This is a genomic window from Burkholderia orbicola (assembly GCF_900100915.1).
Lineage (GTDB): Bacteria > Pseudomonadota > Gammaproteobacteria > Burkholderiales > Burkholderiaceae > Burkholderia > Burkholderia orbicola.
In genome coordinates, this window is sequence record NZ_FNKW01000003.1 from 484,135 (window position 1) to 511,014 (window position 26,880).

The 26,880-nt window shown below is 67.6% G+C and carries 22 protein-coding genes; 9 read left to right on the forward strand and 13 right to left on the reverse strand.

Translation table 11 applies throughout. From position 1 onward, the window contains the following. Nucleotides 1–2: 2 nt before the first annotated feature. On the forward strand, nt 3–704 hold the full coding sequence (locus tag BLS50_RS32115; RefSeq protein WP_011549869.1) for a FadR/GntR family transcriptional regulator: 702 nt from the start codon (nt 3–5) through the stop codon (nt 702–704). A gap of 50 nt (nt 705–754) precedes the next feature. Here BLS50_RS32115 and BLS50_RS32120 read toward each other — a convergent pair whose 3' ends face one another. Further along, entirely contained in the window at nt 755–2,083 is a 1,329-nt protein-coding gene (locus BLS50_RS32120; RefSeq protein ID WP_027809137.1) for an MFS transporter, read from the reverse strand. A 528-nt stretch (nt 2,084–2,611) separates the two neighbouring features. On the opposite strand from BLS50_RS32120, the gene BLS50_RS32125 reads away from it, so the two are divergent. From BLS50_RS32125 to BLS50_RS32150, 6 genes are all read left to right on the forward strand, one after another. Then, nucleotides 2,612–3,556, forward strand: coding sequence for a helix-turn-helix domain-containing protein (locus tag BLS50_RS32125; protein WP_011549871.1), 945 nt, complete (start codon nt 2,612–2,614; stop codon nt 3,554–3,556). A 288-nt stretch (nt 3,557–3,844) separates the two neighbouring features. Next, nucleotides 3,845–5,284, forward strand: coding sequence for an APC family permease (locus BLS50_RS32130; RefSeq protein ID WP_074807659.1), 1,440 nt, complete (start codon nt 3,845–3,847; stop codon nt 5,282–5,284). A gap of 261 nt (nt 5,285–5,545) precedes the next feature. Continuing rightward, the gene (locus tag BLS50_RS32135; RefSeq protein WP_074807662.1) at nt 5,546–6,991 is read left to right on the forward strand and encodes an aldehyde dehydrogenase family protein; all 1,446 of its coding nucleotides are present in this window, start codon (nt 5,546–5,548) and stop codon (nt 6,989–6,991) included. Nucleotides 6,992–7,053: 62 nt separating this feature from the next. Continuing rightward, nucleotides 7,054–8,418 (forward strand): aspartate aminotransferase family protein, encoded by a 1,365-nt coding sequence (locus BLS50_RS32140; protein WP_074807665.1) that lies wholly within the window; start codon nt 7,054–7,056, stop codon nt 8,416–8,418. A gap of 151 nt (nt 8,419–8,569) precedes the next feature. Beyond that, the gene (locus tag BLS50_RS32145; protein WP_027810447.1) at nt 8,570–9,133 is read left to right on the forward strand and encodes a cytochrome b; all 564 of its coding nucleotides are present in this window, start codon (nt 8,570–8,572) and stop codon (nt 9,131–9,133) included. A gap of 191 nt (nt 9,134–9,324) precedes the next feature. Then, nucleotides 9,325–10,473, forward strand: a complete 1,149-nt coding sequence (locus BLS50_RS32150) for a porin (RefSeq protein WP_053524767.1) — start codon at nt 9,325–9,327, stop codon at nt 10,471–10,473. 62 nt (nt 10,474–10,535) lie between these two features. Here the strand turns inward: BLS50_RS32150 and BLS50_RS32155 are convergent, their stop codons facing one another. Beyond that, the gene (locus tag BLS50_RS32155; protein ID WP_074807668.1) at nt 10,536–11,591 is read right to left on the reverse strand and encodes a porin; all 1,056 of its coding nucleotides are present in this window, start codon (nt 11,589–11,591) and stop codon (nt 10,536–10,538) included. Nucleotides 11,592–11,695: 104 nt separating this feature from the next. Between BLS50_RS32155 and BLS50_RS32160 the strand changes: the two genes are divergently transcribed. Beyond that, the gene (locus BLS50_RS32160; RefSeq protein WP_256334275.1) at nt 11,696–12,631 is read left to right on the forward strand and encodes an IclR family transcriptional regulator; all 936 of its coding nucleotides are present in this window, start codon (nt 11,696–11,698) and stop codon (nt 12,629–12,631) included. 54 nt (nt 12,632–12,685) lie between these two features. Here the strand turns inward: BLS50_RS32160 and BLS50_RS32165 are convergent, their stop codons facing one another. The 9 genes from BLS50_RS32165 to BLS50_RS32205 form a co-directional block, all read right to left on the reverse strand. After that, the gene (locus BLS50_RS32165) at nt 12,686–14,143 is read right to left on the reverse strand and encodes an NAD-dependent succinate-semialdehyde dehydrogenase (RefSeq protein ID WP_074807673.1); all 1,458 of its coding nucleotides are present in this window, start codon (nt 14,141–14,143) and stop codon (nt 12,686–12,688) included. Between the two features lie 85 nt (nt 14,144–14,228). Beyond that, complete coding sequence (locus BLS50_RS32170; RefSeq protein ID WP_074807676.1) at nt 14,229–14,561, reverse strand: NIPSNAP family protein; 333 nt, start codon at nt 14,559–14,561, stop codon at nt 14,229–14,231. Further along, entirely contained in the window at nt 14,551–16,179 is a 1,629-nt protein-coding gene (locus BLS50_RS32175) for a bifunctional 3-(3-hydroxy-phenyl)propionate/3-hydroxycinnamic acid hydroxylase (RefSeq protein ID WP_074807679.1), read from the reverse strand. Before BLS50_RS32175 ends, BLS50_RS32170 begins: the two co-directional genes overlap by 11 nt. Then, nucleotides 16,176–17,075: an alpha/beta fold hydrolase gene (locus BLS50_RS32180; RefSeq protein WP_175849082.1), complete on the reverse strand. Its 900-nt coding sequence runs from the start codon at nt 17,073–17,075 to the stop codon at nt 16,176–16,178. The genes BLS50_RS32175 and BLS50_RS32180 overlap by 4 nt, the downstream gene beginning before the upstream one ends. A 27-nt stretch (nt 17,076–17,102) precedes the next feature. Beyond that, a complete protein-coding gene (locus BLS50_RS32185; protein ID WP_074808704.1) occupies nt 17,103–17,708 on the reverse strand; it encodes an amino acid synthesis family protein in 606 nt (201 codons plus the stop codon). Nucleotides 17,709–17,756: 48 nt separating this feature from the next. Next, nucleotides 17,757–18,272, reverse strand: a complete 516-nt coding sequence (locus BLS50_RS32190) for a VOC family protein (RefSeq protein ID WP_074807686.1) — start codon at nt 18,270–18,272, stop codon at nt 17,757–17,759. A gap of 12 nt (nt 18,273–18,284) precedes the next feature. After that, nucleotides 18,285–19,322, reverse strand: a complete 1,038-nt coding sequence (locus BLS50_RS32195; RefSeq protein ID WP_074807688.1) for a WD40/YVTN/BNR-like repeat-containing protein — start codon at nt 19,320–19,322, stop codon at nt 18,285–18,287. Between the two features lie 15 nt (nt 19,323–19,337). Continuing rightward, nucleotides 19,338–20,150, reverse strand: a complete 813-nt coding sequence (locus BLS50_RS32200) for an SDR family NAD(P)-dependent oxidoreductase (protein WP_027810453.1) — start codon at nt 20,148–20,150, stop codon at nt 19,338–19,340. Between the two features lie 49 nt (nt 20,151–20,199). Beyond that, nucleotides 20,200–21,780 (reverse strand): acetolactate synthase large subunit, encoded by a 1,581-nt coding sequence (locus tag BLS50_RS32205; protein WP_074807691.1) that lies wholly within the window; start codon nt 21,778–21,780, stop codon nt 20,200–20,202. Between the two features lie 392 nt (nt 21,781–22,172). Between BLS50_RS32205 and BLS50_RS32210 the strand changes: the two genes are divergently transcribed. Further along, nucleotides 22,173–24,278 carry a TonB-dependent siderophore receptor gene (locus BLS50_RS32210; RefSeq protein WP_074807694.1) on the forward strand — a complete coding sequence of 702 codons (2,106 nt, stop codon included), beginning with the start codon at nt 22,173–22,175 and terminating at the stop codon, nt 24,276–24,278. Nucleotides 24,279–24,312: 34 nt separating this feature from the next. Here BLS50_RS32210 and BLS50_RS32215 read toward each other — a convergent pair whose 3' ends face one another. Further along, nucleotides 24,313–25,566, reverse strand: coding sequence for an arsenic transporter (locus BLS50_RS32215; protein WP_074807697.1), 1,254 nt, complete (start codon nt 25,564–25,566; stop codon nt 24,313–24,315). A gap of 37 nt (nt 25,567–25,603) precedes the next feature. After that, complete coding sequence (locus BLS50_RS32220; protein WP_074807699.1) at nt 25,604–26,869, reverse strand: MFS transporter; 1,266 nt, start codon at nt 26,867–26,869, stop codon at nt 25,604–25,606. Nucleotides 26,870–26,880: the final 11 nt, after the last annotated feature.

Consider the following 26,880-nt stretch of genomic DNA (forward strand, 5'->3'; position numbering starts at 1 on the left):
GAATGAAATCGACAGAACCCAAGCGGCTTTACCAATCGGTCGCGGCCCAGATCGTCGCGCTGATTCGTCAGGGCGAATTCGCGATCGGCGAGCGGCTGCCGCCGGAGCGCGAGCTGGCGCTGACGCTGGGCGTATCGCGCCCGTCGCTGCGCGAAGCGTTGATCGCGCTGGAAATCGGCGGCCAGATCGAAATCCGGATGGGCTCCGGCGTCTATGTGCGCGACACGGCGGCCGACGACGTCGGCCCGATGGCCACGCTCGGCGACAGTCCGTCGGAATTGATGCAGGCCCGCGCGGCCGTCGAAGGCAGCGTCGCCGCGCTGGCCGCCGCGCGGATGACGGCCGCGATGCTCGAGCGCCTGCGCCGCACCGTTCAGCGCATGAAGCGGCTCGCGGAGGCCGGCAAATCGCCGGTCGAAGCCGACCGGCAGTTCCACATGCTGATCGCGGAAGCCGCCGGCAATTCGGTGCTCACCCGCTTCGTCGGCGAGCTGTTCGACAGCCGCCACGACCCGATCGCGGCCGCCATGCGCGGCCACGCCGAGAATCCACAGACCTGGACCGCCGCCGTGCGCGAGCACGAGGACGTGCTGCTCGCGCTGCAGGCCGGCGACCCGATTGCGGCCCAGACGGCGATTCGCGCGCATCTTCGCGCGTCCGAAGCGCGCTGGATCGAGGGTGGCCTGAAAGCCGATCCGGATTGATCGCGTGCCGGCGCCGGCACGCGTTGGCGAGCACGGGCGCCGGCAATGCGCTATTCAACGCCCTGCAACGCGGCCCGTTCGCTGGCCGTGCGGCGCGCCGGCAGCGTGCGCGGCACCAGGCTCGTCACCAGCACCGCGCCGACCACCAGCAGCCCCGCGACCACCCCGAACCCGGCATACGGCGCGCCGGTCCGCGCAAACAGGACGCCGACCAGCCACGAACTGAACGCGCCGCCGAGCGAACCCAGCATGCTGATCACCGCGATGCCCGCCGCCGCCGCCCGGCCGGTCAGTTGCGCAGCCGGAATCGTCCAGAACACGATCGGCACGGTGAACGCGCACAGCTGCGCGATCGCAAGCAAGGCCACGGTGATCCATACGTGACCGACCGAGAAGCGCAGGAGCAGCAGACTGCAGGCGGTGACGAGCATGCACACCACCGCATGCCACCGGCGCTCGCCGTATCGGTCGGAACTCCATGCGATCGCCACGTTGCCGATCATCGTGAACACGGAAATCAGTCCGGACAACCAACCGATTCCCGAGATACTCGACACCCCGGCCGCCTTCAGCACCGTGGGCGACCAGAACGTCACCGTACCCATGCCGACGTAGACGCAGAAATAGATCGCAGCAAGGCCCAGCACCCGACCGTTGCGAACGATGTCGAGCACGCCCACCCGGCCATGGCCGACCACGGCCGAGGCCCGCTCCGCGTCCAGATCGCGCAAGAGCGCCTGCCGCTCCGGCGGCGACAGCCATGCCGCCTGCTCCGGCCGGTCGCTCAGCATCCGCGGCGCGACCAGCCCGAGCGCGATGGCCGGCAATCCCTCGATCAGGAACAGCCATTGCCATCCGCGCAACCCCATCGTGTCCTGCAGGTGCGCCATGATCCAGCCGGACAGCGGTCCGCCGATCATCCCGGCTACAGGAACGGCGAGCAGCAGCACGCTGTTGACACGGGCGCGCACCGTATCCGGAAACCAGTACGACAGGTACAGGATCAGGCCCGGAAAGAAGCCGGCCTCGGCGGCGCCGAGCAGAAAGCGCACCACGTACAGCGACACGCTCCCGGTCACGAACATCTGCGCCACCGTGCAGAGGCCCCACAGCACCATGATTCGCATGAGCGTGCGGCTCGCGCCGATGCGCGACAGCACCAGATTGCTCGGCACCTCGAATGCGGCGTAACTGATGAAGAAGATGGCCGTCGCGGAGCCGAATACGGCTTCGCTCAAGCCGAGATCCTGCAGGAACTGCAGCTTGGCGAACCCGATGTTGACGCGATCGACGAAGTTGATCACGTAACAGACGAACAGAAACGGAATCACGCGCAGCGCGATCCGACGATACAAGACGGCAGGGGGTGACTCGGACATGGACCGCTCCCGGTATGTGGACATGCGTCACGAGCAAGCGAGGCGTAGCGAGACAATTATACTAATCCCGTATTTCGGGATTTATTGGTAGTTAACACGAGAGAGGGCGCTGACCCGTTAGGCACCACGTCGCCAAATCCGCAGTCGTCAGTTTTGTAAGAAAAAAGCAACATATTCCGATCTTATTGGCCGCTTTCCCCTCGTTGCAAGACCTCGCGCAACACCATGTGCAAACCCGACCTTATAAATAAATACAATCCCTTATAATGAGATTTTAAAAAACCTGATCACCAACGACGGTCGCTTGTCGATATTGTCCGGCACCCCCGCATTTCTTTCGGTTCGGTTACGCTCCGTCGCCCTCCGCGACGTGCTCGCTCGACGAGGGTCAACGGGTTTTCGATCGGGTCACCCGGTGTTTTTTTCTGGATATGATCGTCTGCGGGACGAGCCGCGCTGCCCGCACCCGGGCAGCATGAGCCGGCTTCGGCCGGGATCGAATTTGAAACGGGATGCATTCGCCACGCCATGAACCTGCGCGCTGAAACACTGTGCTTCTCGGATGTGTTCCTCCATTCCCAGGCGATCGTGAACTGGTCGCAGCACTACGACCAGATCAGTCCGGGCACCGCCACGACCACGCTGCGCCAGGTCGCGGGCCAGCGTTTTCACGTCTTTCGCGAACGCATCAACCAGCGCGTGATGCAGCACGGCCTCGCGCCGCGCAACCGGCTCTGCTTCGCGCTGCCGATCGCCAGTGCGGTCGCGCCCGTGGTCCAGGGGCGCGCCGTCGAGTGTCCGAGCCTGCTGACCCTGCGCGGCGGCGAGGAGTTCGTCGCCCATCTGCCGTGCGACACCGAGGTGCTCGCGTTCACGATCGACCGCACGCTCACGGCCGACCGCGAGCTGGACGAACTCGCGAACCTCCCCGCCCGCATCCTGAAGCAGCCGGTGCTGCCGATCTCGCCCGCACGCTACGGCAATGCACTGAACGGCCTCGAGCGCGTGCTTTGCCAGGCGCTCGACAGCGGTTCGCTCACCGCACGCGATGCGTTCGACGAACGTGTGCTCGCGCACAGTGTGGTCGGCATCCTGCTCGATCTCGTACAGTCCGACGACCCGGATGCGGGTGCGCTGCCGTCGGCATCGACGCAGAGCTACATCGTGCGCCGCAGCCAGGAAATCGCGCTGGAATCCGACGACGTACCGACGGTCCTCGATCTCTGTCACCACCTCCGCATCAGCCGCCGCACGCTGCAATACAGCTTCCAGAACGTGGTCGGCACCACGCCGACCGCCTATCTGCGCTCGATCCGGCTGAACGCCGTGCGCCGCTTCCTGATGACGACACCCGAGACGATACGGATCGGCGACGCGGCAGCGCAATTCGGCTTTTGCCACTTCGGACGTTTCTCCGCGTACTACCAGCAGCATTTCCACGAGCTGCCGTCGCACACGCCGCGCCTGAGCTGAGCCTGCGGCAGACGCATGGCGGCGCCGCATCCGGGTAATCCCCCGGCCGGCCGACACGTGCGGATTGCCGATAACGGACAACGCCCGTTTTTTCGGCACCGTAAATTTTGTCGTCGGCCGGCTCGCATGCGCTGCACCGCATCGAGCGGCCGTCCAAGCGCACACCCGTGGCGTCGGCGAACGTCGGCATCGCTTGCCGGCTCGTCAGGATCGGCGCGCGGCACGGGGCTATCGATCAGGCATGCCGGTGTCGACTCCTGACGCACGATCCGGCCAGCGGGACTACTCATGAACGAATCGTCACCCCGGTCCGAAGCGGGGCTCAGCAAGAACGCCGTCGGACTCTCACACATCGTCTTCTTCGTCGTCGCCGCGGCCGCGCCGCTCACCGCGATGGTCGGCGCGACACCCGCGGCGTTCTCGCTCGGCAACGGCCCCGGCGTGCCCGGCGTATTCGTGCTGGCGGGCGTGATGTACCTGATTTTCAGCATCGGCTATGCCGCGATGAGCCGGCACATCTCCAATGCGGGCGCGTTCTACGCATACATCGCGAACGGGCTCGGGCGCCCTGCCGGCGTGGGCGGCGCATTCGTCGCGATCGTCGCGTACAACGCGGTGCAGATCGCGATCTACTGCATGTTCGGCTTCTTCCTGAACGACAGCATCCAGCGGCACTATGGCGTCGACGTGCCGTGGTGGGCGTTCGCGCTCGCGTGCGTCGTCGCGGTCCACTTCTGCGGCGCACGGCGCATCGAGTTCAGCGGCCGGCTGCTCGGCATGCTGATGATCGGCGAAATCGCGATCGTGATGCTGCTCGATCTCGCGATCGTCGTGCACGGTGCGAGCACCGGCGGCTTCAGCGCGAAACCGTTCAGCCCCGCGATGGTGTTCGCGCCCGGGCTCGGTACCGCGCTCGTGTTCGTGCTCGGCTCGTACATGGGCTTCGAGGCGACGGCAATCTTCTCCGAGGAGGCGCGCGACCCGAAGCGCACGATTCCGCGCGCCACCTACCTGGCCGTGATCCTCATCATGGCGTTCTACGCGCTGTCGTCGTGGGCGATCGTCGAGGCGTGGGGCGAGCACGCGATCGCCGCGCAGGCCGCGCGCGATCCGGCCAATCTCTGGTTTGCCGTCAGCGGCCGGCTGCTCGGCGGCATCGCGACGGACGCGATGAACGTGCTGCTCGTCACGAGCCTGTTCGCGGCCATCCTGTCGTTCCACAACACGATCACGCGCTATTTCTACGCGATGGGCCGCGAACGCGTACTGTGGCGCAAGCTCGGCCATACGTGCCCCGTGCATCGTTGCCCGGACGTCGCCGGCAAGGTGCAGACGCTGATCGCGCTCGCGGCCATCGCCGGATCGGCGGCCTTTCGCCTCGACCCGTTCGCGGTCGTGTTCTCGTGGATGAGCGCGCTGGCCACGATCGGCATCATCGCGGTGCAGATCCTGGTGGCGGCCTCGGTGATCGCGTTCTTCGCGCGCGACCATCGGGACGCCGGCGTCGTGCACCGCCTGATCGCGCCGCTCGTCAGCGTGATCGCGCTCGGCGCGTGTCTCGTGCTGGTCGTGCGCAACCTGTCCGTGCTGAGCGGATCGGATTCGACCTTCGTCGCGATGTTTCCGTATTTCCTCGTCGCCGTCGGCGCGCTCGGCATCCGCGCCGCGCTGCGGTTGAAGCGCAGCGACCCCGACCTGTATCGCGAACTCGGGCGCGCCGCCCAGTAGCCGCCGCCCGGACGGTGCCGCGCCGCACCGTCTTCTCGTTGCGCCTTCCCCGAGCATCTCCTGTTGCCGACGCGCCCCGCGATGCGTCGCGCCGGCACGGGTATTCCCTAGCCCGATCGCGCGGCAACGATTGCCGATAGCGGACAAGGCTCCCGATTTCATCGACATACAGTGAATGCGACGTCGAAGCAGCACGGTGGCGGCCGCCCTCGCCGCCGCACCGTTCGGCCCGACGATTCGCCCCTGGGAAACACGGACACCATGATGAAAATTCAGAATCTGATCGGCGGCAGGCATTGCGACGCAGCGGCCGGCCGCACCTTCGAAAAACTGGCGCCGGCGACCGGCGACTACGTGGCCGCCGTGCCCGCATCGACCGCCGAAGACGTCGATCGCGCGGTGCGCGCCGCGCACGCCGCGCTGCACGACGACGCCTGGGCCCGCGCCGGCGGCCCGGCCCGCGCGCGCTGGCTGCTTCGGCTGGCGGACCTGGTCGAGCGCGACGGCAACGCGCTGACGGAATTGCTGGCCGTCGAACAGGGACGTCCGCTTGCCGAGATGCGCATGATGGACCTCCCGATGTGCATCGACACGCTGCGCTACTTCGCCGGCTGGGCCGACAAGCTCGAGGGTCGCACGATTCCGACCGACGGCTTCATGGGCTGCCCGACGCTCAGCTACACACGGCGTGCGCCGGTGGGCGTCGCCGGCCAGATCATCCCGTGGAACGCGCCGTTGATGATCGCGGTGTGGAAGCTCGCGCCGGCGCTGGCGGCCGGCTGCCCGGTGGTCGTCAAGCCGTCGGAAGACACGCCGCTGGCGATCACCCGGCTCGGTGAGCTCGTCTGCGAAGCCGGCCTTCCCGCCGGGGTCGTCAACATCGTCCACGGCGTGGGCGCGGAAGTCGGCGCCGCGCTGGTCGCGCACCCGCTCGTGAACAAGATCAGCTTCACCGGCAGCACCGAAGTCGGCCGCGCGATCGCGGGCGTGGCTGCCAAGACCTTCAAGCGCGTCACGCTCGAACTGGGCGGCAAGGCCGCGCAGATCGTCTTCGCGGATGCCGATCTCGACCGTGCGATTCCGTCGCTGATGGCCGGCATGTTCGCGAACCAGGGACAGACGTGCGCCGCCGGCTCGCGCGTGCTCGCGCACCGCTCGATCGCCCAGGCACTCGAGGAACGGCTTGCCGACGCGGCCCGGGCGATGCGCATCGGTCCGCCATCGGAGCCCGGCGTGCAGATGGGCGCGCTGATCAACCCGCGTCACCTCGCGCGCGTGCGTGCGCTCGTCGACGGCGCGCTCGCCGAAGGAGCGGTCATGCTCGCCGGCGACGAACAGGTGCCGCCGCGCGGCTGCTTCATGCGCCCCACGATCCTGGGCGGCGTCCATCCGGGCATGCGGATCGCCCGCGACGAAGTGTTCGGCCCGGTCGGCATGGTGATGCCGTTCGAGACCGAGGACGACGCCGTTCGCATCGCCAACGACACGCCGTTCGGCCTGTCCGCTTCCGTGTGGACGCAGGACGTCGGCACCGCGCACCGCGTCGCCGAGCGGCTCGACGTCGGCGCGGTCGCGATCAATGCGTGGAGTCCGATCGACGCACGCCTGCCGTGGGGCGGCACCAAGCAAAGCGGGATCGGGCGCGACCTGTCGAAGGCCGCGCTCGATTCGTACCTCGAGGAAAAGATCGTCACCGCAGCCCTGTGATCCCGCGGCGCGCACCGCGCCGCAACCTGTTCAAGCACTTCGCAAGAGAGACGAGAGACACCATGGACTATCAAAAGCGTCAAAAACGATTCTGGCATCCGATGAGCTCGGCGGCCGCCGGACATACGACCCCCACCGTGATCATCGAGCGCGGCGACGGCAACTACGTGTACGACGTCGACGGCCACCGCATGCTCGACGGGGTGGGCGGCCTGTGGAACGTCAACGTCGGCCACAACCGGCCGGAAGTGAAAAGTGCGATCGCCCGGCAGATGGACGAGCTGTCGTACTACCAGACCTTCGACGGCGTCGCCCATCCGCGCGTCTACGATCTGGCCGACCGCCTGTGCGCGATGTTCGCGCAGGAAGACATGCAACGGGTGATGTTCGGCAGCGGCGGGTCCGACGCGATCGAGACCGCGCTCAAGATGGCGCGCCAGTACTGGGTCGCCGCGGGCGAGCCGTCGCGCACGAAATTCCTGTCGCTGCGCAACGGCTATCACGGCGTGCACATGGGCGGCACGTCGATCGGCGGCAACGGCGTCTACCATTACAATCACGGCCCGCTGCTGCCCGGCTGCGTGCTGCTCGACACGCCGTGGCTCTATCGCAATCCGTGGAACTGCGACGACCCGCACCAACTCGTCGAGCACTGCATCCGGCAGCTCGAGGAAACGATCGCGTTCCACGGCCCGCAGACCATCGCCGCGTTCGTCGCCGAACCGGTGCAGGGCGCCGGCGGCCTGATCGTCCCGCCGGCCGATTACTGGGCGCGCGTGCGCGCCGTATGCGACCGCAACGGCATCCTGCTGATCGCGGACGAGGTGGTCACCGGCTTCGGCCGCACCGGCAGCCTGCTCGGCAGCCGCGGCTGGGGCGTCGCCGCCGACATCCTGTGCGTCGCCAAGGGCATTTCCGCCGGCTACGTGCCGCTCGGCGCGACGCTGTACAACGGGCGGATCGCCGACGCGATCGAACATGGCGCGGGTTTCTCGCACGTGGTCATGCACGGCTATACGTACAGCGGGCATCCGCTCGCCTGCGCCGCGTCGCTCGCCGTGCTCGACATCGTCGAGGCCGAGGATCTGCCGGGCAACGCGGCGCGGGTGGGCCAGCGGCTGCTCGAGCAATTGCTGCCGCTGAAGGCCGACTTCGAGACCGTCGGCGACGTGCGCGGCAAGGGGCTGATGCTGGCGCTCGACCTGGTGACCGACAAGGCCAGCCGCACGCCGCTCGATCCGGGCCTGGGGTTCGCCGCCCGCGTGGCCGATGCCGCGCGCCGGCGCGGCGTGCTGGTGCGGGCGATCGCCAACAAGGTGGTGATGTCGCCGCCGCTGACGTTGCAGCAAGGCGAAGCCGACTTCATGGCCGTGACGCTGCGCGAGGCATTGCAGGAATGCTGCGCGGATTCGCGGGCGATCGCCTGACCGCAGGAAGCAGCCCGGCGCACGGACTTTTCGTCGAAGGTTCGTGCGCATCGCCATCCGGCCTCGGTTCGACGAAGATCGCCACGGGACGTCGAAGTCGACGATCGGCATCCCGCCTGTCGCAATGTCGTTTCAAAGGAAGACAAGTCAAATGGACAACCAGGCCATTGCATTCCCCGCGGAGAAATACCCGCTCGCGCTTCGGCTGCTGCACTGGGTCAGGGCGGTCCTGATCGGCGCGCAGCTCTGGACCGGCTGGACGATGGTCCGGCTCGACGACAACCTGCCGGCCAAGTTCGACTGGTATTACCCGACCCACAAGGAATTCGGCGTGCTCACGCTGCTGGTGGTCGTCACGCAACTGGCGATTCGTTCGATGAAGCCGTTGCCGCCGCTGCCTTCCACGCTGCCGACGCTCGACCGCAAGCTTGCCAAGATCGGCCACTACCTGCTGTACGCGCTCGCGATTATCGTGCCGCTGATGGGTTACTCGATGTCCAGCACGTTTACGCAGAGCGACGGCGTGCCGTTCTTCTTTTTCCGCGTACCCGAGCTGCTGCCGAAGAACGACCACTGGTTCGAGGCGTTTCAGTGGCTGCACCGGACGCTCGCCTACACGTTGCTCGCACTCATCGTGCTGCATGTACTCGGCGCGCTGAAACACCGGTTCTTCGATCGCAATCCGGAAAACGACGTGCTGCGGCGGATGCTGTAACGCCGCCGCCACGCGGAACCTCGCGCCCGGCGAGGTTCGTCATTCGGTCCGCCGCGATCGCGGCGGGCCGATCTTCTTCGCATTTTATATTTCGTTTTACTAACGACAAGCGGACTTGCCACACGTGTCCGGTGCCGCCGCATGCCGTCGGAAACCGCGCCGCGTGGGCCGTCCCCACCTGGAGATCGACGATGAAGAAGATGATGGCGGCCGTATCGGCCGCGAGCGCCATGGGATTCGGCCTGACGGCCCATGCGCAAAGCACCGTGACGCTATACGGCCTGATCGACGAAGGCGTCAATTTCACGAGCAACGCGGGCGGCAGCAAGGCTTACCAGATGGTCAGCGGCGATACCGTGGGCAGCAACTGGGGGCTGAAAGGCACCGAGGACCTCGGCGGCGGGCTGAGAGCGCTGTTCCAGCTCGAGAACGGCTTCAACGCGAGCACCGGCGCGCTCGGCGTGACGTCGCGGATGTTCGGCAGGCAGGCCTACGTCGGGCTTGATTCCGACCGGTTCGGCACGCTCACGTTCGGCCGCCAGTACGACCCCACGCTCGACATGTGGAGTCCTTTCACGGCCACCGGCAACTGGCTCGGCGACTTCGGCGCCCACCCGTACGACAACGACAACGCCGACTGGGACTACCGCATCCAGAACAGCGTCAAGTACGTGTCGCCCACGTATGGCGGCTTCAAGGGCGAAGTGCTCTACGGGCTCGCGAATCAGGCGGGTGGCTTCGCGCGAAACCGCGTTTACAGCGCCGCCGTGCAGTACCAGGCCGGCGCATTTTCCGCCGCCGTCGCGTACCTGAAGGCCAACAACGGCGGCGCAACCGCGGGCGGCGCATTGTCGAGCGACGACACGGTCTTCAGCGGCCGCTCGCAGCAGAACATCGATGCCGGCGCATCGTACAAGTTCAGCGACAAGCTGACGCTGTCCGCCGCGTATTCTCACGTCGACGTGACCAACCCCGAGTCGAATCTCTACTTCACGAACCAGCCGGCGGCAGGCTCGCAGAACGCGTGGAAATTCGACAACTTCGAGGTCAACGGCCAGTATTTCTTCCGGCCGGATCTCTGGCTCGGCGCCGCCTATACCTACACGCATGCGCATGTCGCGACGGCGGCGGGCGATGCGTCGCCGAGCTGGCACCAGCTGTCGATGATGCTCGACTACGATCTCAGCAAGCGGACCTCGACGTACATCCAGGGCGCGTACCAGCATGCGACCGGCAACACCGGCACCGACTTCGACTACGCGCACGTGCTGGGCACGGCCGGGCAGTCGTCGGGCCGCAACCAGCTGGCGTTGCGCGTCGGGATGATGCATCGTTTCTGAATCCGGCGGAAAAACACGGGCTCGCGCGTGGCGCACGCGCGAGCCCGTGTGTTCCCGCGTCGTCAGAACTGATGCCGCAGCCCGAGCCGAACAGCGGTCTGCGTCGAGCCGGACGCCGCCCCGCCGAGCACCGCTTCGACCTGCGCGCCATACGCGCTGTCGTGCCCGCGTGCGAATACCGCGTAAAGGCCGGTACGTTTCGACAGCGAATAGTCGGCGCTCAACGTGACCTGGTTGGCCGAGCCGATGTCGCCGCCGCGCTGCTGGTACTGGAAACCGCCGCCCAGCTGCAACGACGGCGTGACGGCATAGGTCAACCCGGTGTCATAGGTGGTGGCCCGCAACGGCGCGGCGGCGCTGATCCGGACGTCCGACACCATGCCGAAGACACGAAACGGCCCGACGTTGTAGCCGGCACCGCCCGAAAAGTTGCGCAGATTGCCGCCGGCGGTCACGTCATGCTGGCCGAAATACGCGAGCGCGGCGCTGAACGCGCCTTGCGTGTAGGACAGCATCGCGCTTTGCACGCTGCTGCGTGCGACCGTGCCGGGCACGTTGCCGAATCCCCACATGCCGCCGAACGCGACCCCGCCGAATGTCGGGCTCACGTACTTCACCGCATTGTTCACCTGGACGCCCCACACGCGGTTGTCGAGCGCACCGCCCGCCGACACGTTCGTCGGCAAGCCCCACGCGAGCAGGCCGGCCGGCGTGTTTGCGCCAATCGCGAAGGCCGGCAGCAGATCGCCGACGAAATCGAACTGGCGCCCGAGCGTCACGGTCCCCCAGTCACCGCCGAGCCCGACGTACGCTTGTGAACTGAACGCGGAGTCCGGTACGGTCAGCGCGCCGTCCGACGTCTGGAACTGGCTCTCCAGCCGGAACACCGCGAAGTTGGCGCCGCCGAGATCCTCCCTGCCCGTCAGGCCCCACACGTCGTTGCGCGACACACCGGCCTGCAACGCGAGCTGACGCCCGCCACGCGGAGCGGACGCCACGCCGCTCGTATAGGTCACGCCCGTGTCCAGCGACCCATAGAGCGTCACGCTCGATTGCGCGAACGCCGGTGCGACGGCACTGCAGCCGCACCATGCCGCCATCCGGAACCACCCTTTCATCTGCTTCTCCTCATCGAATTTTCCCGGCCGATGCGCCCGTGAACCGACCGGCGCGGCAGCAACATCGATCCAGCTTGATTTCATCGTTTAAAATAGGAATCCGTATGATTTACAGTGAAGTGATCCAACCCCACACGGCCGGCCCGCTTCCCGCCCATTCGCCAATGCGGTTCCGGTTGCCGCCCGCACGACTTACGTTAGACTACGGCCTGTCGCCCGCGGCGGCGCATGCCGTGCCGCAGCCCGGCGGGCCGAGCCGCGTTCGTCCTTCCCGTTCCATAGCCGTAAGCCGCCTGATCCCGGATCACGTCATGTCGAGCCTCACCAAAATGCTGTCCATCCTCGACGTTTTCTCTTCGTCCGCGACGTCGATGACCGCCGAGGAAATCGCCGAACACATGGGCTTTTCGCGCACCACGTGCTACCGCTACGTGAAGGAACTGGCTTCCGTCGGCCTGCTCGTCGGCACCAACGGCCGCTATACGCTGGGCCCGCGCATCATCCATCTCGACTACAACATGCGGCAGTCGGACCCGACGCTCACCGCCGCGAAGCCCGTGATCCAGAAGCTGGTTCAGGTCACCGGCGGCGATGCGCTCGTCTCGACGCTGTTCGACGAGCAGATCATCAACGTGATGCACGAAACCGGCGCCGAGAACCTGCAACTGGGCTTCGGCCGCGGCCGCATCATGCCGCTGTTCCAGGGCGCTTCGTCGAAAGTGATCGTGGCCGCGATGTCGCGCGCGCGGCTGAAGCGCCTGCATGAGCGGCACAACGCCGAGCTGGGCGAATTCGCCGCCGACTGGACGCAGTTCTGGCGCACCTGCCAGCAGATCGTCGACGCGGGCTACTGGATCTCGCGCGGCGAGCTCGACGCCGGGTTCGTCGGCATCGCCGCACCGATTCGCACCGCCAGCAGCGGCGAGGTCAACAGCAGCCTGTCGCTGATCTTTCGCGCCGAACACTTCGCACTGTTCGACGAACACGTACTCGGCAAGCTCCTGATCGACGCCACCGCACAGATCGGCAACGCCACGTGAGCATTCGCGCGGTGTCGCGAACGATGCCGCGCCCGATCGTCGACCGGCGCCCGGTCAATTCATCTGCGTGATGAATTTGGTGACCAGATAGCCGTCGAACGTCTCCGTGCCGCCCTCGCTGCCGAAACCGCTGTCCTTCACGCCGCCGAACGGGATCTCCGCCGGCCCCATGCCGAAGTGATTGATGTTGACCATGCCGGCCTCGAGCGCACGGCCGATCCGGTGCGCATGGCGCGACGACGTCGTGAACGCGTACGACGCGAGGCCGAACGGCAAGCGGTTGGCTTCGTCGAGCGCATCGTCGAGCGCATCGAACGGCACGATCCCGACGATCGGGCCGAACGGCTCCTCGTTCATCAGCCGCGTGTCGCGCGCCGGGCCCAGCACGACCGTCGGCGCGAAGTAGTGCCCCGGCCCCGCCTCCGCCAAGCGCACCCCGCCCGCGGCAATCTCTGCCCCTTTTGCCTTCGCGTCGGCGACGAACGCATCGATCTCGGATACGCGTCGCGCATGCGCGAGCGGCCCCATCGTGGTCGTCGCCTCCAGCCCGTAGCCGACGTGAATCTTGCCGACCGCGTCGAGATACGCGGCGACGAACCGGTCAAACACCGGGCGTTGCACGAAGAAACGCGTCGGCGATACGCAAACCTGCCCGGCGTTGCGAAACTTGTACGCGGCCAGCATCGTCGCCGCGCGTTCGATTTCCGCGTCCGCGCAAACCAGCACCGGCGCATGCCCGCCGAGCTCCATGGTCATGCGCTTCATGTGCGACGCGGCAAGCGTCGCCAGTTGCTTGCCGACCGGCACCGAACCCGTGAACGAGATCTTGCGCACCAGCGGCGACTCGATCAGTTGCCTGGACACGTCGGCCGGCACGCCCCAGACGATGTTCAGGCAGCCCGCGGGCAAGCCGGCATCGTGAAAGATGCGCGCGAGCGCGACGATCGCGCTGGGCGATTCCTCCGGCCCTTTCAGCACCAGCGTGCACCCCGATGCAAGCGCGGCCGCGATCTTGTGCATCGCCTGGCTGAACGGAAAATTCCACGGCGAGAACGCCGCGCACACGCCGATCGGTTCCCGCAGCACCGTCTGGGCAACATCCGGGGAGCGCGACGGCACGACGCGGCCGTACGTGCGACGCCCTTCCTCCGCGTGCCATTCGAGCTGTTCGGCGGACGACACGACCTCGGCGATCGCCTCGCGAAGCGGCTTGCCCTGGTCCATCGTGATGTGGCGGCCGATCGCCTCGGCCCGCTCGCGCACCAGCGCGGCCGCGCGGCGCAGGATGTCCGAGCGCGCGAGCGGCGACTCGCGGCGCCACGTCGTGAACGCGCGATGCGCGGCGCGCACCGCTGCATCGATATCGTCCGACGTCGCATGCGGCAGGTCGCCGAGCACGCCGCCGGTGCCCGGATCGAGCACGGGCTGCGTGCGCCGGCCGTCGGCCTGAAGGAACCGGCCGTCGATATACAGATGGAGCGACGCGTAATCGCGTTGCGCATCGGGCGTCATGCGGGAAGTCAGGGGCGTAAACGGGATCAAGACGGATACCTCGGTAGAGACGGCGCGATGCGCGATGGACAGGGTGACGGCCGCATCACGCGGCCGATGGCGGTACACGCAACAGGCCGCCGATTTCCTGTCGGAGGATCTGGTTGTCCTGCCGGACGAGCAGATGCCGGACCTTGCCGCGAAACGTCCTGAATTCGGGATCGGCCATCAGCACCGCGCGACGCCGGGCGCGATCGTCCAGCGACTCGAACGCCCACAGATAGACGAGCTGGTTCAGCGGTCCGATCTCCGTCGCAAAACAGCCGACCATCGTGCCGAGTGCGTGCTCCTGCGGCGCGCGACCGCATTCCGCATACAGCCGCAGATACTCGGCGACGCCGCCCGGCACCAGCGTGTAGGTGCGTTGCTCAACAAACATCCGCGGTCTCCCGTTGTCGCGCTGCAAACGCCTGGAACGCCGCGGTCACGCCGGCCATGCCGGCGGCGTCCGTCTGCGCCGCCACATAGCGGTCCGGACGGACGACGACGAGCGGCGCCGCGTGCCGGTCGAACCATTCGGCCATCGCGTTGTCGACGTCCTCGACGCACACGCTGTCGTGCGCGCTCGCGATGCGCTGCTCACGGCACGTTCCGCTGCGCGACCGTACGATCTGCACGAATTTCGCGCCCAGCGCGGTCCAGAACGCGCAATCGTCGTCGCTCATGCACGCCTGTGGATCGCATCGCCAGCCGATGATCGCAAACCACGGGCCGAGCACGTCGTCGAGCTTGCGACGTGCACCGTCGGCCGTTTCGACGTCGGGTTGGACGATCATGCGCCCGACGGCGTCCGACGTGCCCGTGACCACGACCCCGTGCGTATAGCTGGGCATCGGCTTGAAGCGCATCTGCAGCACGTAGTCCTTCAGACCCGGCGCATACCGCGCGAGCCCGAGGAACCGGTCGCGCAGGAACGCGACCAGACGGCTGGTCGGCATCAGCATGGCGCCGAACGTGTCGGCGAGATCGATCATCGCTTTCGCATGGTCGCGCCGCTCCGATTCGTACGTCGAGATCACGCGCCGGTGCAACGTGCCGTTCACGACCCCCGCCAGCTTCCAGGCCAGATTGCCCACGTCGCGCAGTCCCGCGTTCAACCCCTGGCCGATCCACGGCGGGCTCAGGTGCGCGGCATCGCCGATGAGCGCCACCCGGCCGGCGACGAAACGTTCGGCCACACGAGAGTGATGCGTGTAGGTCCGCGCACGCACGATCTCGATGCGATCGACGTCGTCGACGTACGGCGCGATCAGCGCGCGGATCGACTCCGGTTGCGCGATCGCCTCCTCGTCCTCGTGCGGATACACGAGAAATTCCCAGCGTCGATAGTTGAACGGCAGATAAATGCAGACGTTCGGGCGGCGCGGATCGCAGTTCAGCGCGGTACACGGCTGGTCGAGCCGCGCGTTCTTCACGTCGACCACGACCCACTTCATCGGATGCGTCGTACCGGCCAGCCTGATGCCGAGCATCTCGCGGACGGGGCTGCGCCCGCCGTCGGCCGCCACCACGTAGTCGGCGTCGAGTTCGTATTGCTGCCCGTCGGCGGCGCGTACCTGAAGCGTCACGCATTCGTCGTCCTGCTCCAGACCGACGACCTCTTCCCCCGTACGCAGCGACACGTGCGGATAGCGTGAGAGTGCATCGCGCAGCGTGCGTTCGGCCAGGTGCTGCATGAAGATGTTGCGGCGCCACCAGCCGAACTCGCGTATCGACGGACGGATGTCGGCGAAACATTCGCCGTTCGCCTTGAACATGCGTAGCGGCACGTTCTGAATGATGTCGCGGCTCAGTTCGTCGGCCAGGCCGGCCGTCTGAAACAGCCGCAGCGCCTCGTCGTCGATGCCGACCGCGCGCGGGAATTCGACGATCCGCGGCGCCCGTTCGACGACGATCGTATCGACGCCATACAGGCCGAGCAGGTTCGCCATGGCCGCGCCGTTCGGCCCCGCGCCGACGATGGCGACCGAGGTCCGGTTCCGGTTGTTCGCTTTCATTCGCCCGCGCCTCCCACGCACCATGCAGGGTCATCGAGACGATCGAGCCAGGTGCGCAGCGCGCGATTGAACGCATCGGGCTGATCGTCGTGCACGTAATGCGTCGCGCCGGGAATGTCGATCCGCTCGATTTCCGCATGGGCGGCCGCCATTTCGGCCGCCACGTCCGCGGACAGGAAATCCGAGTCGCCGCCGCGCAACAACAGCGTGGGCACGTGCAGGTTGAGGATCAGCGGCCACAGATGGACGAGCTGCTCCGGCGTCGCGGCCAGCCGTGCCGCCGCGATCCCTTGCGCATCGTGACGCCAGACGATCCGGCCTTGCTCGCCCTCTTTCAGCGAATGCGCGAGGCGCGAATCGAGCGCGGATTCCGTGATGTTCGGCCGCTGGCGTCGCCAGAATGCGCGCGCGTCGTCCCACGACGCGAACGCGTCCGGGGTTTCCTGCAGCTCGCGCTTGATGCGCTCGGAACCCGGCGAGCCGGCCGACGCACCGGGGCCCATGTCCTCGATCACGAGGCCGGCGAGCCTTTCGGCGTGCCGTTCCGGCTGCGACGCTGCGTAGACGAATGCATTGGCGCCGCCCATCGAGTGCCCGACCAGCACGAATCGTCGCAGGCCCAGTGCGCGCACCAATGCGTCGAGATCGCGCACGTAGGCTGCCGCGTAGTAGTCCCGCCGCGGATCCCAGTCGCTCAGCCCGCGCCCGCGCTGATCGAGCGCGACGACCCGGTAGCGGTCGACCAGCGCATCGGCGACGGGCGCCCAGGTATGCGCGTAACTGCGCAAGCCGTGCAGCATCACCACGGTCGGCGCATCGTCGCGCCCCCAGCTCACGTAGTGCAGCCGCAGTCCATCGCTGTCGACCCATCCATCCTTGACGGATGCCGTGTTCATGATGTGCTCCCCGATCGGCATGCGCGCTCAGACCAGACCGTCGCGACCGACGATCTCGCTCGCCTTCAGGCCGCCGAGCCGCGCGTGCAGCCGGCCGCGCGTCGCGAACGCGAAGATCACCAGCACTTCGTCGTCGTTGGGTGCATCTGGAAACAGGCACGTCACCGTGTCGTAGTGCGAGCGCACGTAGAGTGCATCCTTGTGCGCGAGCGGCACGTCGATCACGGTATTGATCGGGCCGCGCTTGCCGCTCGACGGCACCCACGATTTGCCGCCGCCCAGCGCCGCGCGGATCGGCTCCGCGAAGATCGACGTGAGGAACGCGTTGCCGTGTTCGTATTCGCCGGCCGAGCCGACCAGGCACGCCTTGCCGTAGCTCTCGATCGCGCGGCCGTCCGCGAGCGACTCGATGCGTCGCGCAAACTCCTTGCCGAGCGCGGGCGACGGGCGCACGAGATCGTCGAGGTTTTCGCTGAATCGCCCTGCATACGGGTTGTGAACGGCCGCGGCAATCACGATCTTGCGCAGCGGCTCGCCATCCGCGAGCTGGCCGGATTCGTTCGCGAGCGAATCCTCGATCTGCGTGTACCACTTGCGGATGTGAAAGCCTTCGAAATTGGCGGTCTTGCTCATTTGCATTCCTATATAAGACGTCGATGATGCGGATTGAAAGGCGGCGTTTCAGTCGAACAGCGGTTCGAGCTGGACGGGATCGCTCGGCGCGTTGTATCGATGCAGCACGCGCTTGCCTTCTTCGTCGTCCGTGACCATTTCGCAGAAGAATTCGAGCCGGTTGCCGTCAGGGTCCGTGAAATACACGCCGATCCCGACCTTGTGATCGGTGATCTTGACGATCGGCACGTCGCGGCGAATCAGCATCCCGTACAGGCGGCGCAATTCGGTCAGCCCGCCGGCGATTTCGAGGCCGTAGTGCTGCAGGCCGATCGTGCCGAGCTCCGCATCGGATGCCGCGCGAATCAGCGCGATGTCGTGGTGCTTCTGGCCGAACGACATGAACACCCACTGCGCGTCGCGCGCGGTTTCCGTCATGCCGAGCACGTCGGCGTACCAGATGCTCGAGCGGACGGGGTCGCGCACGAACAGCGACAGGTGGGTGCGCTGCACGCGCGGCGTCGGCAGCGGCAGGCCGCTCGCGTTCGCACGCTCGGCGCATTGCCGGATATCGGACGGTGTCATCGTTCGCTCCGCTCAATGGGTCGACTGCGCGTGGGCGGCCAGCGGCGCCTCGAACGGCGTCCATGCCACCGCCGTGATCTCGCTGAACTCGCGCCATTCCTTGGTCCAGTTCCGGCCGCCGTCGCGCGAGCGGAACAGGTGCCCGTACTTGGTGCCCGCATAAACGAGCGCCGGCCGGGCCGCATGCGCGCCGAACGCCCAGAACGTGGAGTTCGGCGGCGTGTGCAGATCCGTCTCGTGCCACGCATGGCCGCGGTCGGTCGAGCGATAGATGCGGCTGCGGGTGCCCGGCGTACCGTCGCCGATCGCCATCAGCAGGTCGCCTTCCGGTTCCGGCAGTTGCACGACGGTGCGCGTGTAGTACAGCCCGTCGAAGCGGTCGCGCGACAGCTTGCCGTCCCACGTCAGGCCGTCGTCCTCGCTCACGTACACCGCGTTGACCGTCAGCAGCACCGTGGTCTTCGGGCGGCCTTGCATGGCGGGCAGGATGGCGATCGCGTGAATGTCGCTGTTGCGGATCGCGGTGCCGGGGCCGTCCACGCGCGTCCAGCTCGCACCGGCATCGCGGCTGCGCCACGCGCCGCCCTCCTCCACGCCGTACCAGACGTTGCGGCTGTCGTCCGGATCCACGCAGATCGTCAGCAGCCGCGGACGATTGACGCCCGAGCAAAACTCCGGAAACTCGGGCGCCGTTCTCTCCCAGGTCACGCCCGCGTCGCTCGACTTGTAAAGCGCGGCGCGCGACGGCGCGCCGGTGCCCGCGTAGAGCACCGCCGGGCTCGCCGGATCGATCGCGATCGACCAGACCGTCTGCCCGTTCAGCAGGTTGTCGGGCCGGAACCAGTGCGCGCCGCCATCCTCGCTGATGCACAGGCCCGAATCGGCGCCGGCATAGACGCGCGACGGCGTCGCGGGGCACACCGCGAGCGCGCGCACGATGCCGTCGAACTCGATCGGTTCGGCGAGCCCGAGGCGATGCCAGGTCTTGCCGTCGTCGTTCGAGCGCAGGATGCCTTGCCCGGCGGTGGCGACCAGTACGGTTGCGGTCATGAAATGCTCCTTGTGTCAGAGAAAAATGCCGCGCGTGAGCCCGCCGTCGCAGCCGATCGACTCGCCGGTGATCGAGCCGGACTTCGGCGACGCGAGAAACGCGACGATCCACCCCATTTCTTCCGGCTGCAGCACGCGACGGATCGGCGTGACCTTCACGTAGTTGGCCTCGACCTCCGCGGCCGTGAGCCCCTGCTTCTGCGCTTCCTTCTCGTAGAGCTCGTGGATGTGCGGCGTCTCGACGACGCCCGGGTGAATCGTGTTGACCGTGATGCCGAACGGACCGAGCTGGTCGGACAGCGTCTTGGTCAGGTGCACGATCGCCACGTTGCGCATGCCGGACAGCTGCTTGCTGCCGCGGCCGGTCAGGCCGCCGATATTGACGATCCGGCCGAAGCCGTTGCGCCGCATATACGGCGCGGCCGCCTTCGCGCAACGCAGGTAGCCGACCACCTTGATGTCGATGTCCTGCAGCAGCCCCTGCGGATCGGCGTGCTCCAGCTCCGCCCGCACGAGCCCGCCCGGATGCGCGGCGCCGTTCAGCAGGACGTCGAGCCGGCCGAAACGTTCGACGCTCGCGGCCATCGCCGCTTCGATCGACGCCATGTCGGTCGTGTCCACCGTGACGGGCAGGATCTCGCCGGCCGCGTCGCCGAGCGGCGCAAGCGCCGTGCGAATCTCGGCGGCGGCCGCTTCGAGGTGTTCGATGCGGCGCGCGGCGATCGCGACGTTGACGCCTTCGCGCGCCAGTTCGAGCGCGACCGCCTTGCCGATACCCATGCTGCCGCCGGTGATGAACGCGGCTTTTCCGTGCAGTTGCAGATCCATGTCGATGAAAGGTGAGAGTCGGGATTGAGGAAAGGAGCGGGTTGCGCGATCAGGACAACTGCATTTCGACGAGCGTCGGCCCGTCGGTGCGCGCAAGCGCATCGTCGAGCGCTTGCACCAGCGCACGGGTGTCGCTCGCGCGTTGAGCCGGCACGCCGTAGCCGCGTGACAGCGCGAGCCAGTCGATCGGCGGGTCGTCCAGTTGGGTCAGGCGGCTGGCATGCGGCGTATCCGCCGGCAGGCCGCTGCGCGCGAGTTCGGTCTGCAGGATGCCGTAGCGCCGGTTCGAGGCGATCAGCATCACGATCGGCAAACGCTCGCGCGCCATCGTCCACAGCGACTGGATCGTGTACTGCGCACTGCCGTCGGACTGCAGCGCGAACACGCGGCGGTCCGGGCACGCGACGGCGGCGCCCAGTGCCACCGGCAGGCCCTGGCCGATCGCCCCGCCCGTGTTCGTGAGAATCGTGTGGCGACGCGCGCGCGCCGACGCGGTCACGAACGGATAGCCGCACGTGCCGCCCTCGATCGACACGATCGCGTCGTCGGGCAACGCATTCGCGAGCACGCGGCCGACGGCCTGCGGCGTGAGCGGGCCATCCTCCACGCGCCAGCGCTCGACGCGTACACCCGCGTCGTTCGTCGACGCGCCGACGCGATCGGCCAGCGCCTCCAGTGCGTCGTCCGCCGAGTCGCCCGGCGCGGCCAGCGTGACGATGTCCTCCGGTCGCGCGAGTTCGCCGGGAATGCCCTCGTAGCCGAAGTAGGTGACGGGCGCAAGTGCGCCGGCCAGCACCACGCGCCGGCCGGCCAGCGCGGCCAGCGCCGGCTCGGGGAAATAAGGCAGGCGGTCGATGTCCGGCAGGCCGCCGCCGCGCTCCGCGCGCGCGGGAAACGTCTCGCTGAAGCAGGTCGCGCCGGTCGCGGCCGCGATGCGCGCCGCCGCACGCTGCCCGCGGGCCGACAGCGCGCGAGCGCCCATCAGCAGGACGGCGCGATGGCCACTGAGCAGCAGATCGGCAACCCGTTCGACGCGAGCGGCATCGAACGACACCGCGGCCGGGCGCACGACGGCGGGCGACGCCGCGCCGCGCACCCTGGCCGACTGGAGATCGACGGGCAGCACGAGGGTCGCGACGCCGCGCTGCGCGCCCATCGAGGCCGAAATCGCATCGGCCGTATCGGTCGCGAGATCCGTGTCGCGCGCCACGCTGCGATACCACACCGACACCGGACGGGCGAGCGACTCGATGTCGGACGTCAGCGGCGCGTCGTACTTCAGATGCTCCCGCGTGTGATCGCCGACGATGTTCAGGATCGGCGTGCGGGCGCGGCGCGCATTGTGCAGGTTGGCAATGCCGTTCGCGTGGCCGGGCCCGAGGTGCAGCAGCGTCATCGCGGGCTTGCCGGCCATGCGGCCATAGCCGTCCGCGGCGCCCGTGCACACCCCCTCGAACAGCCCGAGGATCGAGCGCATGCCCGCCACGGTATCGAGCGCACCGACGAACGGCATCTCGGTCGTGCCGGGATTGGCGAAACAGACGTCGACGCCGGCGTCGCGCGCCGTGGTGAGGACGACGCTCGCCCCGCTGCTTGTTTCGATATCGCTGTCCGACTGTGGGATGTTCATGCGGTTGCTCGACGGGTTTGGCTGAAGTGTTTTTACTTTAATCCCGAATTACGGGATTTGTCAAACAAGCCACTCCACTTTCGAGACCCAACAAGTTTCGCGTTTACCCGATATTCAGCGAATATTCATCGAGCACCCGAGACGGACACTCCCCCGGGCCAGCATCGACGTTCGACTTATTTCCCGCCATTCGGTATTTCACGAAATCGGCACATAAGATCGATCGGGGCCGTGCCGCTCGCCGTTTCACTTCGGCCTCCGAATCTCAAAATTACGATTGCAAATGCCTCTCATTTGCATTAAATTGCCGCGCAAATGTACTGTTTGGAACACAGATGTCGGCGCGAGGCCGCCCGCCGTGCCCGAACGCGAACGACACGAAAGGGAGAGGTATGAGCAGGAGGAACTGGGCGGCCGCACCGATGGCCATCGTCGTCGGCACGACCGGCGTGGGCGCCGCCGACGCGCAGGAAACGGCGCTGCCCACCATCGAGGTGTCCGCGCAACGCGCGACGGCGCCGTTTCGCACGCGCGAATCGACGAGTGCGACGCGCAGCGAGGTGGACGTGATGGAGATTCCGTTCGCGGTCAGCAGCGTCGACACGAAGCTGATCCAGACCGTGGCCGCCACGCGCGGCGACGATCTTTACGACTGGGTCGCGGGCGTCTCGCGCCAGAACAACTTCGGCGGCCTGTGGGACAACTACGCGGTGCGCGGCTTCGCCGGCGACGGCAACACGTCCGGCACCGACTACCTGGTCAACGGCTTTTCGTGGAATCGCGGCATGAGCGTGCCGCGCGACACCGTCAACCTCGAGCGCATGGAAGTGCTCAAGGGGCCGGCGTCCGCGCTGTATGGCCGCGGCGATCCGGGCGGGATCATCAGCTATACGACGAAGCAGCCGCAGTTCGCCCGCGCGAACACCATCGGCGTGTCGGCCGGCAGCTACGGCGCGTTGCGCCAGACACTCGATTCGACGGGCCCCATCACGAAATCGCTCGCGTACCGCTTCGTCGCGATGAACGAGAACAACGGCAGCTTTCGCGATACGGTGTCGAGCAAACGCTACCTGTTCTCGCCATCGTTCACGTGGGACATCGGTGCGGACACGACGCTCCACTACGAATTCGAGAGCGCGCGTCAGCGCGCGCCGCTCGATCGCGGCGTGCTGGCGGTCAACGGGCAGCTCGGCGTGATCCCCGCGTCGCGCTTTCTCGGCGAGCCGCGCGACGGCGACTACGACGTACGCAACACGGGCCACCAGTTCACGCTCGAGCATCGCATCGATTCAAGCTGGTCGATCAATGCCGGCGTCGCGCAACGCAACACCGACCTGACGGGGCGCTCGTCCGAGGCCTTCGCATTGCAGCCGGACGGCCGCACGCTGTGGCGCCGCTATCGGCAGGTCGCGTTTCACTCGAACGACCTGCAAGGCCGCGTCGAAACCACCGGCGCGTTCCGCACGGGCAGCATCGGCCATACGCTCGTGATGGGCGTCGACGCGTATCGCTTCAACTACGACCAGTTCGTCACGCGCTCCACGCCGAGCGCCGCGGCGCCGTATGCGATCGACATCTTCGATCCGGTCTACGGCCAGCCCGCACCGACGCCGCGCACCGCGACCAACCTGCTCGAACGCGACGACGGACAAGGCGTCTACGCGCAGGACACGCTCGCGTTCGGGCCGCACTGGAAAATCCTGGCCGGGCTGCGCTGGGATCGCTTCCACCAGTCGATCGACAACCGCCTGAAGGGTGTGACGACGAGCCAGTTGCAGACCGCGCTGAGCCCGCGTATCGGCGTCGTGTATGAAATGAGCCCCGCGTGGTCGTTCTATGCGAACACCGCGTATTCGTTCCGGCCGAACAACGGTGCCGACATCAACGGCCGCGCGTTCGATCCCGAAAAGGGCCACGGCTACGAAGCCGGCGCGAAATGGGCGGGCGCACGCTCGCTCACGACCGTCTCAGCGTTCTACGTCACCAAGCGCAACGTGCTCACCGCCGATCCGGCGAATGCCGGCTTCTCGCGCGCGGCCGGCGAAGTGCGCAGCCGCGGCATCGAATTCGAATGGAGCGGCGACCTCGGTCACGGCCTGCGCGGCATCGCCAACCTCGCGTACGTCGACGCCGAGGTCACGCGCGATTCGGTGCTGGCGCCCGGTTCGCGCCTCGTCGACGTACCGCGGCTGAGCGGCAGCGCGCTGCTGATGTACGAGACCACCCTGCCGTTCGCGGACAAGGCCGGCGCGGGTGCCGGCGTGATCTATGTCGGGCGCCGCGCCGGCAACACGGCCAACACGCAGGACGGCTTCGAGCTGCCGGCCTACGCGACCGTGCAGCTCAACGGCTACCTTCAGGTCAACAAGCACCTGCGTGCGTCGGTCGTGCTGAACAACCTGTTCAACCGCACCACCTACGTCAGCTCGTACAACAGCCTGTGGGTCACGCCGGGCGCGCCGCGCAGCCTGTTCGCGTCGCTCGCCTACTCGTTCTAGGGCAGCAGCCGCAGCGGGTGACCGGCATCGCCCGTCAGCCGCCGACCACGAACCGCGCGCCCAGCGCGAGCAACAGCGCCGGCGGCATCACGCACGCCCCGACCGCGAGGAATGCGCGGAAACCGACCTGCAGCCCTTCGCGCCGGATCGCCGCGAGCCACAGAATCGTCGCGAGCGAACCGGTGATCGACAGGTTCGGGCCGAGATCGACGCCGATCAGAATCGCGTCGACCGCCGTTTGCGGGCTGTGCGCGGCCTGGATCGTCGAACTCGCGATCAGCCCGGCAGGCAGGTTGTTGACCGCGTTCGACACCAGTGCGACCGCGACGCCAGCCGCCGCCGCGGCGATGTTCTCGCCGCTTTGCATCAGTGTATGCAGCAGCCCCGCCAGGACGCGCACCGCGCCGGTCCGGTCGAGCGTCTCGACGACGACGAACAAGCCCGCGACGAGCGGCAACACGCTCCATGAAATCGCGCGAACGATCGGCACGCAGGCCGCGCGATCCCGCATCACCACGCATGCGACCGTGACGACACCCGCCAGCGCGGTCGGCAACCCGAGCGGGCGATCGAACACCGACACCGCCATCAGTGCGACGGCCGTTGCGGCGATGCCCGCGAGCGCGATACGTCCGCCGCTCGTCAGCGGCTGCACCGGCAGCCCCGACTCGCAACGACCGGCAAGCGCACGTCGCTGCACGATCCTCAGCATGACGAACGTGCACGCGATCGACGCGACGGACGGCGCCGCGAAGTGCGCGAGCCAGACGCCGAGCGCCGGCATGTGCGCGCCGTACAGCACCAGGTTCGCCGGATTCGAAATCGGCAGCACGAAACTCGCGGCATTGGCGACGAGCGCGCAGCTGTACAGCAGCGGCATCGGGTCGGCCTTCGCGCGGCGAGCGGCGGCCAGGATCGCGGGTGTCAGCACGACGGCGGTCGCATCGTTCGACAGGAACACCGTGGTGACGACACCGACGCCGTAGATCAGCGCGAACAGCCGCCGCGGCGAGCCCTGCGCGAGATTGACGACGTGCGTCGCGACCCAGTCGAACAGCCCCTCGCGACGGGCCGCCTCGGACAGCAGCATCATGCCCGTCAGGAAGAGGTACACGTCGCCGCCTTTCGCGACGGCGTCCAGCGCCTGCGCGACGGGCAACAGGTTCAACACGACCAGCAGCAGCGCGCCGCTCACGGCCCAGATGGCCTCGGGCCAGCCGAACGGGCGCGTGATGACGCCCGCGGTGGCGAGCGCGGAAATCAGCCAGGCAAGCGAAACAGGATTCATGGGCACGTCAACGGAGGCATGAGAATCGAAAGGGCGTTCAAGACGACGCCGCCGACAGGTCGGCCGGCTTGCCGCACACGCTGCTCAGCGAGCGCGCATGACCGAGCCACAGCGCGAGCGAGCCCGTCGACACGGCGCCCAGTACGACGAACGCGGCCGGATAACCGAAGTGCTGCGCGAGCACGCCGCCCAGCACGGGGCTGAGCGCCGCGCCGATGCCCTGCGCGGTCGCGACGGCGCCCTGCCCGGCATTCACGCGGCCGGAGCCATGCAGCAAACGAACGACGAGCGCGGGCACGACCACGCTTTGCAGGCCGGCGCCGATGCCGTCGAGCACCTGCACCGGCCACACGCCCGCTTCGCTCATCCACGCCGCGGCGACCACCCCGCGCACCGGCAGCACGAGGTACGAGAACAGCAGCACCCGCCAGTACCCGTGCGAGCGAATCAGCCGAGGCGCGAGCCACGCCGCCGCGATCATCACGAACTGCGCGATGACGATGGTCTGTGCGGTGAACGCGCTCGGGTTGCTGCGATGCGTGACGACGACGCCCATCCCGTAGAGCGGCAGCATCGCTGCATTGCCGAGGTGAAACAGCGCGAGCGATGCACCGAGCAGTACCAGCGGCCGGTTTTCGGCGAGCGTGCGCAGACCGCTGACGTGCGACGTCGACGCTGTGCCGGACGCATCGGGATGCGCAGCATCCGTTCCCGGTGCGCCGCCGGCCGGATCGAGCCCTCGTGCGCTCGCATGATCGATCGCCTGCCCGGGAATCGCCAGCGTGCTCACGATGGCGAGGACCGTAAACACGCCGACGAGCGCGAACACCGCATCGAATCCGACATGCCAGCCGAGCCACCCCGCGAGCGCCGCCCCGACGACGTTGCCGGCGTGGTTCGCCATCTGGTTGCGCCCGAACTGCCGGTCGAACCCCTGCCGTCGCACGATGCCGAGCGTCACGCCCGCGACGGCCGGCGCGAGCGCCGCGCCGCTGACCGCGGCCAGGATCTGCGACGCCGCCACCGCCGGATAACCGTGGACGAACATCAGCGCGAGCGAGGTCAGTGCCGTCGCGGCGGCCGCGACGACGATCAGCGCCCGCTTCGCGCGCACCGCGTCGACGAGCGCGCCGGCCAGCGGCGTCGCGGCCATCGCGGCGAGCCCGGCCAGCGTCATGACCGAACCGATCGCGTCGGCGCCCCAGCCGCGCGACAGCAGGATGACGCCGATGAACGGGCCGATGCCGGCCTGCACGTCGGCCAGGAAGAAGTTGAGCGCTTCGAGCGCGCGTGCCGGCCTCATGGTCGCATCAC